Consider the following 13995-nt stretch of genomic DNA (forward strand, 5'->3'; position numbering starts at 1 on the left):
CTAGCGCTGGACGTTGCGCCTCAGCGCTGGAAATTCAGCATCCGCTCCAGCGGCTTGAGGGCGGCCAGGCGCAGCGCGTCATCGACGAAGATCTCGCCGGAGCCGTGTCGCAGGGCGTCGGCCAGGTTGTCGAGCGCATTCATCGCCATCCACGGGCAGTGGGCGCAGCTCCTGCAGGTGGCACCCTTGCCGGCGGTGGGCGCCTCGAACAGGGTCTTTTCGGGCACCGCCTGCTGCATCTTGAAGAAGATGCCGCGATCGGTGGCCACAATCAGCTTGTCGTTGGGCAGTTCCTTCGCCGCCTTGATCAGCTGAGAGGTGGACCCCGCCACGTCGGCCAGCTCCACCACCGCGGCCGGCGACTCCGGGTGCACCAGCACCGCGGCCTCCGGATAGAGCGCCTTGAGGTCCTCGACCCCCTTCGCCTTGAACTCCTCGTGGACGATGCAGGCACCGTCCCAGAGCAGCATGTCGGCGCCGGTCTTCTTCTGGATGTAGCCGCCGAGATGCTTGTCCGGCGCCCACAGGATCTTCTCGCCGCGGGCCTGGAGCTCCTCGATCACCTCGACGGCGATCGATGAGGTCACCACCCAGTCGGCGCGGGCCTTCACCGCCGCGGAGGTGTTGGCATAGACCACCACGGTGCGGTCGGGGTGCTGGTCGCAGAAAGCGCTGAACGCGTCGGCCGGACAACCCAGATCCAGGGAGCAGGTCGCCTCCAGGGTGGGCATCAGCACGCGCTTCTCCGGCGAGAGGATCTTGGCGGTCTCGCCCATGAAGCGCACCCCAGCCACCACCAGGGTGTCGGCCTCGTGGCGGGCGCCGAAGCGCGCCATCTCCAGGGAGTCGGCCACGCAGCCGCCGGTCTCCTCGGCGAGTTGCTGGATGGCATCGTCGGTGTAGTAGTGGGCCACCAGGACGGCGTTGTTGACCTCGAGGAGCCGCTTGATCTCCTCGATGTGCGCCTCGTCCTCGGCGGGAATCCGGGTGGGGCAATAGGCGCGGGTCAGGTACTCGTGTACCTCCGCACGGGAAGTCATGATCGTCATCGTGTCTACCACTGTGACTGGCAGGGGCTCCCCCTGCATGATCGGGTACATCGTGGTTCGCGCGCTCCGCGCGGACGATGCGCCTGGGGCCAACCCTTGCGTCTTTCGCCGTGGTCGACCCGCACCTCTATTCTAGTCGAGAACGGTGGCGTATTGACCAGTCCCGACCAGAAAAGCGGCGTGTGGAGGATATGGGGGCGCCACCAAGCTGGATCAAGGGGGGGGGTGGCTCGTGACGGATCCGACGAGGAACTGGACGGGCCAGCCAAATATCACGACGAACGCCCGGCCTGATAGCATCAAGCCGGGCATCAACACTTTTTCGATTACATCATGTTTCGATTACTTTTTGTTTCAACTACATCGTGGAACAGTTTATTTTTTTGACGCCTTCTTGGCATCGCTCTTGATATCTCCGTACTTGGCCTCAGCCTTGCCGCCCTGCTTTTCGGCCTTCCCCTTGTACTCCGTCTCCTTGTTGCCGGTCACCTTGCCGACAGTCTCCTTGACCTTGCCCTTGGCTTCCTTCCCACGACCTTCTGCTTGATTCTTGTTCATTAGCCGATCTCCAAGTGACTGATCCATTCGGGTTCTGCCTCTCGCCATGAAGTGTTACAAATCCAAGGGGGAGACTCCCAATCACAAAGTAGTCGATACTCGCCGCACGGTCTGTGCGTCGCCTAACTTAGGTGGGATGATTTGTTCAGACACGCCCTCAGCAAAGAACACCACAGTATGCGTCGCTGCCAAGGTTGAATTCTCGCCTCGATGGGGGGGGGGTAAAGGCCAGTAAGACACTCCTACATCAAAGCTGGGATCTGATAGGCAGCAAGATCTTCTCGGACAATTTTTCTCGCAACGGACGGCTCTTCCATTGGGCAAGCGAATACAGCTCAGCCGACTGAAGATCGGCATCGAACACCGCGGTCATCTGAGTAGCAAAGTCGCTGTTGTAGATATTCAGACTCGCTTCGTCATTGAGTTGAATCGAACGCATGTCGAAATTGGTTGAGCCCACCGAAACAAACTCGGCATCGATGACCAGCAGCTTGGTATGCAGCATGGTCGGCTGATAGACATGGATCTCGGCCCCGGCCTGCAGCAGCTTGCCCCAATCAGCCTTGGAGGCAATCTTGACGGTAACCGCATCGAGGTAGGGGCCAGGCAGCAGAATGCGAACGCGGACATCGCGATCGCGGGCAGCGACCAGCGCCTCGACCAACAGCCTGTCAGGCACAAAGTAGGACGCCGCCAGGTCGATCGTCTCCCCGGCTGCTGCGATGGCAAGCAGATACATCAGATGCATGCTCTCGCTTCCGCCTGAAGGCGAGGCAACGAACACGTGCGCCTCCATCTCGCCCGCTTCCCGGAGGGCAGGAAAGTAGCTGGGCCCGTTCAGCACCTCGCCCGTGGCCTTGATCCAGTTGTCGTTGAAGGCCGCCTGCAGCTGCGCCACGACGGGCCCTTCATTCCGAAAGTGAGTATCTCGCCAGTGATCCGGATCGCCACCGTCGCCAGTCCACTGATCCGCGATGCCTACCCCGCCGGTGAAGCCGATGCGGCCATCGACCACCAGCAGCTTGCGATGGGTGCGTTTGTTCATCCGGCCAATGTTGTACCAGTGCAGCGGCCGATACCGATGGACCTGCACACCGGCGTCCTGCAGGGCGTCCAGCAGCGACTGCTCTATCTTGGTGCTGCCCACCCAATCGATGATCACGCTGACCGGCACGCCCGCGCGAGCCCGCTCGGAAAGCGCCTGAGTAAATGCTTCCCCGATGTCACCCGACCAGTAAATGAACGTCTCGAAGGTAATCGATGTCTGCGCCGAACGAATGGCCGATAGCATCGCAGGAAAGATCTCATTGCCATTTTGTAGTGCCGTCACCTGATTGCCGCCCACTATCGACGGGCCCAGCAGGACAGACATCTCGCGCCGAAACTGCGGATCGGAAGCAACGTGGCGATGCTCGACCTTGCGCTCCACCGCCTCCTCAGACGACATGAGGTTGTGCAACGCCACCAGAATCAAGCTGGTGGCAAGCACAGTGGTACTGATTACCCAGAACATGGATTTGCCACTCCCGGTCAATGGCGTTCCAAACGTGCGGAGGTGAACAGCGCTGTCAATGGATGCGGACGGCATCGGATCTGCGCACGCAGCAAACCGGCGCCAAGCATGCCGTAGGTGATGCCAATGCTCCCAAAGGCCAACGCGAACAGGTCCCGCGGTTTGTTATGGGCATGTGAACCAGACAGCGGCAGACCATTGATGGTTATAGCGAACATGTCTGCCCAGGGCAAAAGCCGGTTGCCTCTATTATGAGTATGAGGCAACAAGCGGGAGGCCGGCGACCATACACTGCGAGGTGGCCGCGGTGCGCTCGTCCAAGCGAATCCGACGCACCGGACGCTCACGGCACCACCCGCTAATATCACCCGGCTGTCATTGCCGCGTCGGTGCGTTACCGCACCGAGCCAAGAAGAGGGCCTCCGGATGGCTGTGGCAGGTCAAGCTCTGCGCGTGCGCTGTCGAACAGACAGATCACAACGGCAATACAAAAATGGAGGGTAGCTCCCGCTTTCAGCGGCATCGCGCTAGTCCACAGTTCCACCCAGGAGAAGCCTCATGGCAACGAATAACAACAAACCGCCCAAGCCATCGCCAGTAAAAAGCAAAGGCGACAAGTCGGAAACGCAAGCGCAGGGGCATGATGGCGTGCTCAGGACAAACGACATCGTCGCCGAGCAAGCCAACGCAAGCGACGCCTTCGTGGCCGCGATGCCCTACAACAGCATCAAGGAACTCGAGTACGGTCACGACAATGGCGTGGCACCGCCGGCGGGTGTGACGACAAGGCCGGGCTCCAGCGCGTTGACCGCGAGCACGACGACCGAGGAAACCGGTACCGCGAAAACCGGTGGGGCGGCGCCCCTCGGAACGAACGCCAACGTCGAATCGCTGGACAGGGTCAGAGTCGATGCCAGTGATCGACCCTTGACGACCAATCAAGGCGTTCCCGTTGGCGACAATCAGAACACCCTGAAAGCCGGACTTCGTGGGCCATCGTTGCTCGAAGACTTCATCCTGCGCGAAAAGATCACGCATTTTGATCACGAGCGCATCCCCGAGCGAATCGTCCATGCCCGCGGCTCAGCGGCCCACGGCTACTTCGAAGCCTACGATGCGCAGACCAAGATCACGCGCGCGGCGCCGTTTGCCGAGAAGGGCAAGATCACACCCGTGTTCGTGCGTTTTTCCACGGTGCTCGGCGAACGCGGTTCAAAAGATACCGCCCGCGATGCGCGCGGCTTCGCTGTGAAATTCTATACCGACGAAGGCAACTGGGACCTGGTCGGCAACAACATCCCGGTCTTCTTCATTCAGGATGCGATGAAGTTTCCCGACCTGGTCCATGCCGCCAAGCCCGAACCCCATCACGGCATGCCCCAAGCGGGATCCGCCCATGACACCTTCTGGGATTTCGTCTCACTGATGCCGGAGTCCACCCATATGCTGATGTGGGTGCTGTCGGATCGTGGCATCCCCCGCAGCTATCGTATGATGCAGGGCTTTGGCGTGCATACGTTTCGTCTGATCAACGACCAGGGAGCGTCCGTCTTCTGCAAGTTCCACTGGAAGCCGCTCCAGGGAACCCACTCACTCCTGTGGGACGAAGCCGTGAAGATCTCGGGCGCGAACCCCGATTACCATCGCGCTGATCTTTGGGAGGCCATCGAATCGGGAGAATTCCCGGAATGGGAACTTGGCCTGCAGATCTTCACCGAAGAGCAGGCCGAAGGCTTCAGCTTCGACGTGCTCGACTCGACCAAGCTAATACCGGAAGAGCTCGTGCCGCTTACGCCCGTCGGGCGCATGGTGCTGAATCGCAACCCCGATAACTTCTTCGCGGAAACCGAACAGGTCGCGTTCTGCACGGCGCACATCATACCGGGCATCGATTTCTCCAACGACCCGCTGCTCGCCGGCCGCATTCATTCCTATGCGGATACGCAGATCACGCGACTCGGCGGGCCCAATTTCCACGAGATCCCGATCAATTCGTCGCTTGCCCAAGTTCAGAACAACCAGCGCGACGGCATGCACCGCCAGTCACTGCATCGCGGGCGCGTTGCCTACGAGCCCAACTCATTGGCGGGTGGTTGCCCCTTCCAGGCAGGCACCACCGGATTCGTCTCCTTCCCCGAGGCCATTACCGGCGATAAGGTCCGCGGAAAGCCGGAAAAGTTTGCCGAGCACTATGCCCAGGCAACCTTGTTCTTCGATAGTCAGACCGCTGTCGAGAAGGCCCATATTGCCGCCGCATTTCGTTTCGAGCTGAGCAAGGTGGGTGTCCCCGCAATTCGTGAGCGGATGGTCTCCTCGCTGGTAAACGTGTCAAGGGAACTCGCCGACGACGTCGCCGCCGGGCTGGGCATGGACGTTCCCGATGCCATGCCGAAAGCCATCGCCGATCCCAAGCCGCCGGAGGTAGCCCTGTCACCTGCGCTGTCGTTGATGGCCCTGCCGGGCGAATGCGGTGTCCGCACACGCCAGATCGCCGTGCTGGTCGCGGATGGCGTCCACCATGCCTCGCTCGTCGCCCTTCATGGTGCCCTGACCGACGCAGGAGCGGTCGTGCATTTCGTGGGTCCACGCGTCGGCATGTTCGTCGGCAACGGCGGTGAGAAGATCGAAGCGAACAAGTCGATGGAGAATTCTCCGGGATTCCTGTTCGATGCGCTGGTACTACCAGACGGAGACGAGGCGGTGAAGTCCCTGTCGGGCAACGGGCATACGATGGAGTTTGTCATCGATCAGTTCAGGCACTGCAAGACGATTCTGGCGTTGGGCGCCGGACGGGAGCTACTGGAAATGGCCGGCATAGGATCCCTCATGGATGACGACGAGGGCATCCTGCTGGGGAACGCCGTCGATGCGGCCGACATCGCACCGGCATTCATCGAGGCGGTCGCCGCTCACCGTTATCTCGCTCGCGACAGCGATCCCCCCATCAAATGACGCGGCCCACCAGGCGTCAGGAGTCAACGGATGCTCTTTAGTGGATGGGACAGTCTGCTCCGCACCCTCATCGTCGGGGTGCTGGCCTACGTTGCTCTGATCATGTTCCTTCGCGTCTCGGGGAAACGGACCCTCTCCAAGATGAACGCCTTCGACCTGATCGTAACCGTCGCCCTCGGCTCGACCCTGGCGACGGTCCTGCTGGCCAAGGAGGTCGCCCTGGCCGAAGGCGTCCTGGCCTTCGCCCTGCTCATCGGCCTGCAGTTCGTGGTCACCTGGACCAGCGTCCGAGTACGTTGGGTCCGGCGCCTGGCGACGGGGGAGCCGAGGATGCTGCTTTATGAGGGGAAATTACTGCCAGCGGCCTTGCTGACATCGCGAGTGACCGAAGACGAAATACGGGCGGCGATCCGCTCCGCCGGGTTCGACTCATTGCAACAGGTTCGAGCCGTCGTCCTGGAGACCGACGGCTCGTTCAGCATCGTCCAGGGGAGCCCGGATGGAAACGGCTCCAGCCTCGTCGGCGTCAACGGACCCCGGGAATACCCGGAGTCCGCCGAACGCCAATCCTGAATCCTCTCATCTGTTGGTGAACCACTGGTTTATCCGCGCTTCCTGCCACGCTGGAACAGACTCAGGATGGCGAGCAGAATGATAGCGCCTATCAATGACACGATGAAGCTCATGATAGTGATGCCGTCGTTGATGGAGCCGGCACCGAGTAGCGGCCCGATCAGAAATCCGCCGATCATCGCACCTACGATGCCGACCACGACGTTCAGAATGATGCCCTGCTGGCCGCTGGTCCCCATGATCATGCTCGCGATCCAGCCGACCAGGCCGCCCATGATAAGCCATACAATGATGCCCATGATGTCATCCTCCAGGTTATTTTTTTGACGCACAGTACGCCAACTCTCAGAGCCTACGACTGGCCTACCGCGATCACCGTGCGCTATCGCACTCTCGAATCGCAGAACGTTAAGACGGTACCGCCGACTTCCCCCTCCGAGGAGAAGACAGGCTATGTGCGCAACTGCACCGACTCGGATGCCTTCGTTACCTATCATTTAAGTCTTAACTGGGTGGTCTCAATCGCCTCGTTGAGCCCAGCCAAACAACGCCGCCCACCTGCGGGTGTGCAGCGCAGCGATACTGAGGAGAAATCGATGAAAAAGACTCCCTATATCAAGAAGCAGTTGCATGAGCTGCTGTATCAGGCCCTCGAGACGGAGCGCGGTGGTAAAAAGATCTACGAGACCGCACTGTCCTGTGCACAGAACGAGGACCTGAAAGGTGAATGGGAAGAGTACCTCGAGCAGACCCTCACCCACGAGAAGCTGCTGCTCCAGGTGTTCGAGGTACTGGGGCTGAACCCCGATACCACCACACCCGGCCGTGAAGTTGTCGCACACCTGGGTGATTCTCTGGTCACCGCGATGGAAATGGCGAAGGCGAAAGGCAGTGCCGCGGCTGCTCAACTCGTGGCCGGCGAGTGCGTGGTGCTTGCGGAAACCAAGGATCTGCAGAACTGGCAGTTGATCGGGCATCTGGCCGAGCACGGCGAGGGGAAAGGAACCAGCGCACTCAAGACAGCGTTCGACGCGGTGGGGCAGGAAGAGGAGCATCACCTCCATCACACCAAGGGGTTCCTCCGAGAGCTATGGATCGATTCGCTCGGCTTGCCTGCGGTGCTGCCGCCCCCCGAGGAAGTGAAAAAGGTCGAAACCGCGATTGGCGCCGCCCGGGCGGAGAAACAGCGCGACGAGATGCTGAAGTCAAAGCGCTGAGAAACCCAGCGCGGTGTCGAGCTGCACGGCAGTAGTGTCAGCCGAATCTGGGATGGCGCAAGGAATCTCCGGTTCTGGCGGGTCAAGATGCGGCGTGTCTCGACTCGCTCGGGGAGGACAGCCGCCAGAACGCCATCATATCGCACTCAGGAGCACGGCCAATGGACCTGTTACGCATTATCGTGGCGATTCTCTTGCCACCGCTCGGTGTCTTCCTGCAGGAAGGGCTAGGCAAGCACTTCTGGATCAACATCCTGCTCACGCTGCTCGGCTATATTCCCGGCATCGTTCACGCCGTGTGGATCATCGCCAGGCGATGATCGACGCGATGCCGCTCCCGGACGCGCCCCAGCGCCGCGTTGCCGAGGCTCGCAGGCGCGTGCACCGGCTGGCCCGCCTGATGGACAGTTTTATCCGTCTGCCCGGAGGTTACCGTATCGGAATCGACGGGCTCATCGGGCTATTACCGGTGGCCGGTGATATCGCGGCGGCGGGGGTGTCGTTCTACATTATCTCGCAGACGGCGCGCGCCGGTGTGCCCGCCAGTGTGCGCAGGAGAATGGTCCTGAACGTCATCCTGGATACTCTGGTTGGCTCGTTCCCGCTGTTCGGTGACCTGTTCGATTTCGCGTTCAAGGCCAATCTGCGCAACGCCCGGCTGATGGATGCCTATCTGGATCGCAGTACACCCGGCTGATCAAGATCGTCCGACAGTTGACCTTTGCTGGGATTAGCAAGCGTTCGACCCCCATGGAAAAAAGGGTTAATTCGGGAGCGTCCTGCTCGTGGAAAATGTTAATTTAACAACGGGTACAGTGGATAACAAGTGCAGATCCTGCAGTGAGTATATATAACTCTCCGTTCAACACGGACATTTCAAACAGAAAGTACGGATCTCCTGAATCGCAAAAAAACTCTCATACCCTTCCCAGTCGAAATACGCTACAATGAAAGCCATATATGAATGATAAGCTAGGTGCTTTATATGCCCACGACAATGAATGAACCCAGTGTCTATACACAACTGCGAGACAAGGCCGAAGAGCAACTGCTGACAGGCTCAACTTCGTCACCGAGCCAATGGTCGGTTGGTGTTGACGCCCTTCGCCTTCTGCACCGGCTCTCCAGCGATCCCGACAATGCGGACGACGCCCTCAAGTTGCTCCATGAATTGCAGGTTCACCAGGTGGAGCTTGACCTGCAGATCGAGGAAATCACCAACAATGAACGAGCAGTTGCCGAAGAATTGAGTCTTTATAGAAAGCTTTTTGATTTCGCCCCCCTTGGTTATCTTCTCGTCGATGTCGAGGGCAACATTATTCAAGGTAATCTTGCCGCCGCGGAACTGCTTGGCGTTGAACCTGACGATCTTGAGGGACACCCCATCGCTACGTTCCTGCCCGTCCGGAGCCGGCCGCTGCTGCTTGGCCTGCTGGAACGTATCGCACAGAGCGGCGATCGGGATGGCTGCCTGGCCGAGGCGGGGAGAGGCGCACAGGGCTCCCGACACGTGCAGTTCCTGGCATCACTGCCCCCCGGGGGGGAGCATATTTTGCTGGCCTGCTGCGAGAGCGGCAATGCAGATATCTCAGGTTAGACGCTCCATATCATGACTAGCTTGACCCCTGACAACACGCCGATGCCACCCGGGGAAGCGTTTCGCATCCTGGGTATTGGCGCATCCGCTGGGGGGCTGGCGCCGCTGGAAGAGTTCCTTGCCAAGATCCCGCCCAACAGCCACATGGCCTATATCGTGGTGCAGCATCTCGATCCCACCCATAAGGCGTTATTACCGGAACTGCTCCAGCGAGTCACCCCGATGTCGGTACGGCAGGCGACCCATGGCATGCCCATCGAGCCAGACTGCGTCTATGTGATTCCGCCGAATACGGAACTCAGCGTTGTCGACGGCTTGCTGAACCTGGCAAAACCCATGGAACCCAGGGGCATGCGTCTGCCTATCAACGTGTTGCTCTCTTCCCTGGCCCGCGCCCAGGGAGATCGCGCCATCGGGGTGGTACTCTCCGGCATGGGCGCCGACGGTACCCTGGGCCTGCAAGCAATCAAGACCGTAGGCGGTCTCACGGCGGTGCAGCAACCCGACACTGCACAGTTCGATGCCATGCCCAAAAGCGCCATCGCCGCAAACTGCGCCGATATCATTGCTCCTCCTGGCGACTTGCCTGCCCGCATCCTGACCTGCCTCGCCCAGGCCCCCTCCCCGGCCGTCTCCAACGGCGGTTCGGCAGAGCCAGCGACCGAGCCCGAGCCCGAGCCCGAGCTGGAATCGACGCCCTTGCAGCGCATTTTCCGACGGCTTCAAGAGCGAACCCGGCACGATTTCTCCCTCTACAAGCACAGCACCCTGCACCGACGCATCGAGCGGCGCATGGCGATACATGAAATTGCCACCTTGAACCTTTACGCCGATTTTCTGGAGCATAACCCCCAGGAGATCGATCTCTTGTTCAAGGAAGTGCTCATCGGAGTGACCAGTTTTTTCCGTGATGCGCAAGTCTGGGTGCATCTCGCGGAGAGCACCCTGCCGGAGCTGCTGGCGAGGCAGAACAGCGAGCACCACCTGCGGGCTTGGGTAGTCGGCTGCTCGACCGGTGAAGAGGCTTATTCCCTGGCCATGATCTTCATGGAGACATTGGACACGCTGCCACGCCCCCATGACTTCACCCTGCAGATCTTCGCCTCCGACCTGAGTCCGGATGCCATTGCCACGGCTCGCCGCGGACATTATGCTGCCGACATCGGCAGCAATGTCTCGGCAGAGCGCCTGGCCCGCTTTTTCACTGTTCATGGTGACGGCTACCAGCTCAACCGAAATATCCGCGACCTGGTATTGTTTGCCCAGCAGGATGTGGTGCTTGACCCCCCCTTTACTCGCCTCGACCTTATTTCCTGTCGCAACTTGCTGATCTATTTCGACCAGAGCCTGCAACGCAAACTGATCCCCCTTTTTCACTACAGCCTGCGCGCCGGGGGGATACTGTTATTGGGGAGTTCCGAGACAGTAGGACGCTATGCTCAGCTATTTTCGCCTATCCAATCCAAGCTGAGGCTTTACCAACGCCAGGATAATGCCCAGAATCGTGACATCCGCTTACCGGTAAAGTCATTCCCCCCCCTGGCCAGGATAGCCAAGGAGATTCCCGTGTCACCCAGTAACACATCCTCCCACAAGCATGACAATCTGCAAGCGGCAGCCGATCAGGTGTTACTTCAGGTCTATGCTCCCGCCGCAGTAGTGATCAACGAAGAGGGTGATATCGTCTATATCAGCGGTCGCACGGGAAAGTACCTGGAACCTGCCGCCGGCAAGGCCAACTGGAATTTTTACGCCATGGTGCGAGAAGGCCTGCGGACACCCATCGCCAGTGCCCTGCGCCAGACAGCAAACCAGAGCGAGCCGGCGCACTTGCAAGGCCTGCAGGTGCAACTGCCCGGCGGAGGCACGCAGCATGTAGATGTTACCGTACAGACGCTGCGAGAACCTACCGCCCTGCGGGACATGAAGATGATCGTGTTCCGCGACATCGCCCCGGCCCATGCCGACTCGGCAGACAAGAACACATCGAAAACAGACCCGAAACAGTCTCGTGCCACGGAGCTGCAACAATACCAGGATGAGATACAGACGCTAAGAGAGGAAAATCGCGCATCTCAGGAGGAGTTACAGTCAGCCAACGAGGAGTTGCAGTCTACCAATGAGGAATTGCAGTCAACCAACGAGGAGCTGACCACGTCGAAAGAGGAAATGCAGTCCATGAACGAGGAGCTGCAGACCATCAACGCGGAAATGCAGACCAAACTCGACGATCTGGCCCTCGCCCAGAGCGATATGAAAAACCTGCTCAACAGCATCGAGATAGCCATTCTGTTTCTTGACCAGAATCTGAACGTCCGCCGCTACACCGAAAGGGCAGCAAAGATCATCAACATCCGGGAAAGCGATGTCGGCCGCCCTCTCAGCGATCTCACCACTACCCTGCTGTATCCGGAACTCAACGACGATGCCCATGCCACCCTGAGCACCCTGGAATTTTCAGAGAAACAGATCCTCGCCACCGACGGTCGCTGGTTTACGGTACGGATCATGCCCTATCGCCGGCTGGATAACGTGATTGACGGAGTGGTGATCACCCTGGTCGATATCACCGCGACCAAGGAATTGGAACAGACTCTGCGCAAGGATCTAAAATCATGATGGATAGGCCATATCCCCAAGCCTAATAAACACCCAACAAACCCTCGGCCTGCTGCTGAGTTCACCAAGGAACACCAGATATCATGCAACACAGCGAATTCATGAATTACCTGCCTGAGGATTTACCAAATAATAACAATCCAATACCGGCCACCGCAAACGCTGCGCCCAGGATAATGTACCAGATGGTGGCATCAGTGAAACGGCCAGTCACGGCCTCGGTCACCTGATCGCCAAGGCTCTGGGATGACTGATATGCAAAGAAGAGGAGGATGGCTCCCACAACGATCAGCACAAAGGCCAGAATTCGGTTAGTCGCCATTTCAATTTTCCTGTTGCTTCTGAACTCAATTATTACTTTTCAGGGTAACTTTTTCCAAGGGCATTTTATTAGGCTATCCTTATAAATAAGTTACTCTTCAGGCTAACATGGAAACGATTATAAATAATATTTTTCAATGTGACATGGCCATGCAGGCATGACTGGCCCGGACACCCAATACTGTCCAGGCCATCCACGCTCAGCATACTGAGCGATTCCATCACCTGGCGTAGAAAGTCTCGACGGTCGAGTTCCAGCTGGTGTCAGCCATATTCGGCCATTGTTCCTTGTCGAATCCCGGGGCATCCTTCAATCGCTCGGCGTCGACGTCAAGAATGAAACGTTTATTCGCTTCGTCGTGCTTCAAGGCTTTCCAGGGAACAGCAAACAGACGGTCTCCCATACCCATGAAACCGCCCGACGCCAGGACTGCGTAACGTATCTTTCCCTCAGTCACATCGAGCATAACGTCCTGAATCTTGCCCAGCTCTTGATCTTGAAGGTTATAAACATTATCACCCGTTATGGTGGATGCACTCAACAACATGGCACCAACCTGCCTGTCATCGGTGGCGACGTAACTATCACTCTGCTGAATATTTGATTCGTTCATTTCTTATCCTTCCTGGCATTATCGTTAATATCTTTCAACACGGCCCCATCCTTTTCGCCATGTTTCTCGGTGCCACCCTTCTTTTCCGTGTGATGGCCATCGGCACCTTTTTTGGCCTTATTATCACCCGCACTCTTTTCGACCGGATTCTTGTTCACGAGCTGATCTCCAGTTGACTGTTGACTTGGTCTTTCCCTCTCACCAATATTTCAGGTAAATTCAGGGAATGATTTCAAGTTAGCGGTAGCTGAAAGCCAGGTCTGTGCGGTGCCGTACCTACAGGGAATCATTTTCAGGCGAACCTCCAAGGCGCCAGTGTCACAGTGAGGAGACTGTGTGTGGTAGCGCACCGAAAGATCTTCCTCTTGTGCCTACGCTGAAATGACACATCTATTAATCAAAGACTTTTCTCGAAAACCAGAAAATTAGTTTTAATTTATCTAATAAAGGATAAAACAATGAAAAAGAAGCTAATATCATGCCTCTTTTCCGCTATAATTGTACCGACGTTAGCACTTGGCACAGCCGTCATAGCGGATGACCGAGACGATGTAGATCCCTTCAGCGAGCATCGCACCGGTGGACAGCCTACCGGTGATCAGCATATCGAAGAGCAGCGTGCCGGGATGGTAGGCAGGCCTGCGGGTGCGTTCTACATCGACAATGTCATCGGAAAGACCCTCAAGCACCGCGAGTCAGATGAGGACGTTGGCGAGATCGAGGATCTACTAATCGGCGAAGACGGCCGCATCATTGGCATCGTGGTGACGACCGGTACCTTCCTGGGTCTCGGCGGACAGGACGTTGGATTGAGCTGGGATCGCATCGTGCACATCCTGGAAGATGACGAGCCGGTGTTCTATACGGATGTTGATGAGGAAAGCCTTCGAAACTCACCTGAATTTGTACGCGATTGATACAACCTTAGCGAGCGAATGCAAGGCGCTTCTCCCGCTGAATCAACAACTGTGATGTGAAATTT

At 58.2% G+C, this 13995-nt stretch carries 15 protein-coding genes; 8 read left to right on the forward strand and 7 right to left on the reverse strand.

The features are described from left to right. Positions 1–20: 20 nt before the first annotated feature. The 3 genes from nadA to ACR80S_RS04495 form a co-directional block, all read right to left on the reverse strand. Positions 21–1049: a quinolinate synthase NadA gene (gene nadA, locus ACR80S_RS04485; RefSeq protein WP_435399317.1), complete on the reverse strand. Its 1029-nt coding sequence runs from the start codon at positions 1047–1049 to the stop codon at positions 21–23. A gap of 375 nt (positions 1050–1424) precedes the next feature. Continuing rightward, positions 1425–1607: a CsbD family protein gene (locus ACR80S_RS04490; protein ID WP_435399318.1), complete on the reverse strand. Its 183-nt coding sequence runs from the start codon at positions 1605–1607 to the stop codon at positions 1425–1427. 247 nt (positions 1608–1854) lie between these two features. Then, positions 1855–3120 carry a phospholipase D-like domain-containing protein gene (locus ACR80S_RS04495; RefSeq protein WP_435402651.1) on the reverse strand — a complete coding sequence of 422 codons (1266 nt, stop codon included), beginning with the start codon at positions 3118–3120 and terminating at the stop codon, positions 1855–1857. A gap of 558 nt (positions 3121–3678) precedes the next feature. Between ACR80S_RS04495 and ACR80S_RS04500 the strand changes: the two genes are divergently transcribed. Further along, positions 3679–6072 carry a catalase gene (locus ACR80S_RS04500; RefSeq protein ID WP_435402652.1) on the forward strand — a complete coding sequence of 798 codons (2394 nt, stop codon included), beginning with the start codon at positions 3679–3681 and terminating at the stop codon, positions 6070–6072. A 30-nt stretch (positions 6073–6102) separates the two neighbouring features. After that, positions 6103–6645, forward strand: coding sequence for a DUF421 domain-containing protein (locus tag ACR80S_RS04505; protein ID WP_435402653.1), 543 nt, complete (start codon positions 6103–6105; stop codon positions 6643–6645). A 29-nt stretch (positions 6646–6674) separates the two neighbouring features. Here the strand turns inward: ACR80S_RS04505 and ACR80S_RS04510 are convergent, their stop codons facing one another. Beyond that, on the reverse strand, positions 6675–6944 hold the full coding sequence (locus tag ACR80S_RS04510; protein ID WP_435399322.1) for a GlsB/YeaQ/YmgE family stress response membrane protein: 270 nt from the start codon (positions 6942–6944) through the stop codon (positions 6675–6677). Between the two features lie 297 nt (positions 6945–7241). Here ACR80S_RS04510 and ACR80S_RS04515 point away from each other — a divergent pair, with 297 nt between their 5' ends. From ACR80S_RS04515 to ACR80S_RS04535, 5 genes are all read left to right on the forward strand, one after another. Next, a complete protein-coding gene (locus tag ACR80S_RS04515) occupies positions 7242–7862 on the forward strand; it encodes a DUF892 family protein (RefSeq protein WP_435399323.1) in 621 nt (206 codons plus the stop codon). Between the two features lie 161 nt (positions 7863–8023). After that, a complete protein-coding gene (locus tag ACR80S_RS04520) occupies positions 8024–8182 on the forward strand; it encodes a YqaE/Pmp3 family membrane protein (RefSeq protein WP_435399324.1) in 159 nt (52 codons plus the stop codon). Then, a complete protein-coding gene (locus tag ACR80S_RS04525; protein WP_435399325.1) occupies positions 8179–8559 on the forward strand; it encodes a DUF4112 domain-containing protein in 381 nt (126 codons plus the stop codon). The genes ACR80S_RS04520 and ACR80S_RS04525 overlap by 4 nt, the downstream gene beginning before the upstream one ends. Positions 8560–8859: 300 nt before the next feature. Beyond that, positions 8860–9459, forward strand: a complete 600-nt coding sequence (locus ACR80S_RS04530) for a PAS domain S-box protein (protein WP_435399543.1) — start codon at positions 8860–8862, stop codon at positions 9457–9459. A gap of 12 nt (positions 9460–9471) precedes the next feature. Beyond that, complete coding sequence (locus ACR80S_RS04535; RefSeq protein WP_435402654.1) at positions 9472–12078, forward strand: chemotaxis protein CheB; 2607 nt, start codon at positions 9472–9474, stop codon at positions 12076–12078. 106 nt (positions 12079–12184) lie between these two features. Here ACR80S_RS04535 and ACR80S_RS04540 read toward each other — a convergent pair whose 3' ends face one another. From ACR80S_RS04540 to ACR80S_RS04550, 3 genes are all read right to left on the reverse strand, one after another. Then, on the reverse strand, positions 12185–12400 hold the full coding sequence (locus ACR80S_RS04540; protein ID WP_435402655.1) for a DUF3185 family protein: 216 nt from the start codon (positions 12398–12400) through the stop codon (positions 12185–12187). A 220-nt stretch (positions 12401–12620) separates the two neighbouring features. Further along, positions 12621–13013 (reverse strand): PRC-barrel domain-containing protein, encoded by a 393-nt coding sequence (locus tag ACR80S_RS04545; RefSeq protein ID WP_435402656.1) that lies wholly within the window; start codon positions 13011–13013, stop codon positions 12621–12623. Next, the gene (locus ACR80S_RS04550) at positions 13010–13171 is read right to left on the reverse strand and encodes a hypothetical protein (RefSeq protein WP_435402657.1); all 162 of its coding nucleotides are present in this window, start codon (positions 13169–13171) and stop codon (positions 13010–13012) included. The genes ACR80S_RS04545 and ACR80S_RS04550 overlap by 4 nt, the downstream gene beginning before the upstream one ends. 300 nt (positions 13172–13471) lie before the next feature. On the opposite strand from ACR80S_RS04550, the gene ACR80S_RS04555 reads away from it, so the two are divergent. Beyond that, positions 13472–13930: a PRC-barrel domain-containing protein gene (locus ACR80S_RS04555; protein ID WP_435402658.1), complete on the forward strand. Its 459-nt coding sequence runs from the start codon at positions 13472–13474 to the stop codon at positions 13928–13930. Positions 13931–13995 lie beyond the last annotated feature (65 nt).

It is taken from the genome of Halomonas salsilacus, from assembly GCF_051216275.1.
GTDB lineage: Bacteria > Pseudomonadota > Gammaproteobacteria > Pseudomonadales > Halomonadaceae > Halomonas.

Excerpts from the sequence above, each read along its gene's own strand:
- nadA (WP_435399317.1), bottom strand. The coding sequence starts at position 1,049 with ATGACGATCATGACTTCCCGTGCGGAGGTACACGAGTACCTGACCCGC.
- ACR80S_RS04490 (WP_435399318.1), bottom strand. The coding sequence starts at position 1,607 with ATGAACAAGAATCAAGCAGAAGGTCGTGGGAAGGAAGCCAAGGGCAAG.
- ACR80S_RS04495 (WP_435402651.1), bottom strand. The coding sequence starts at position 3,120 with ATGTTCTGGGTAATCAGTACCACTGTGCTTGCCACCAGCTTGATTCTG.
- ACR80S_RS04500 (WP_435402652.1), top strand. The coding sequence starts at position 3,679 with ATGGCAACGAATAACAACAAACCGCCCAAGCCATCGCCAGTAAAAAGC.
- ACR80S_RS04505 (WP_435402653.1), top strand. The coding sequence starts at position 6,103 with ATGCTCTTTAGTGGATGGGACAGTCTGCTCCGCACCCTCATCGTCGGG.
- ACR80S_RS04510 (WP_435399322.1), bottom strand. The coding sequence starts at position 6,944 with ATGGGCATCATTGTATGGCTTATCATGGGCGGCCTGGTCGGCTGGATC.
- ACR80S_RS04515 (WP_435399323.1), top strand. The coding sequence starts at position 7,242 with ATGAAAAAGACTCCCTATATCAAGAAGCAGTTGCATGAGCTGCTGTAT.
- ACR80S_RS04520 (WP_435399324.1), top strand. The coding sequence starts at position 8,024 with ATGGACCTGTTACGCATTATCGTGGCGATTCTCTTGCCACCGCTCGGT.
- ACR80S_RS04525 (WP_435399325.1), top strand. The coding sequence starts at position 8,179 with ATGATCGACGCGATGCCGCTCCCGGACGCGCCCCAGCGCCGCGTTGCC.
- ACR80S_RS04530 (WP_435399543.1), top strand. The coding sequence starts at position 8,860 with ATGAATGAACCCAGTGTCTATACACAACTGCGAGACAAGGCCGAAGAG.
- ACR80S_RS04535 (WP_435402654.1), top strand. The coding sequence starts at position 9,472 with ATGACTAGCTTGACCCCTGACAACACGCCGATGCCACCCGGGGAAGCG.
- ACR80S_RS04540 (WP_435402655.1), bottom strand. The coding sequence starts at position 12,400 with ATGGCGACTAACCGAATTCTGGCCTTTGTGCTGATCGTTGTGGGAGCC.
- ACR80S_RS04545 (WP_435402656.1), bottom strand. The coding sequence starts at position 13,013 with ATGAACGAATCAAATATTCAGCAGAGTGATAGTTACGTCGCCACCGAT.
- ACR80S_RS04555 (WP_435402658.1), top strand. The coding sequence starts at position 13,472 with ATGAAAAAGAAGCTAATATCATGCCTCTTTTCCGCTATAATTGTACCG.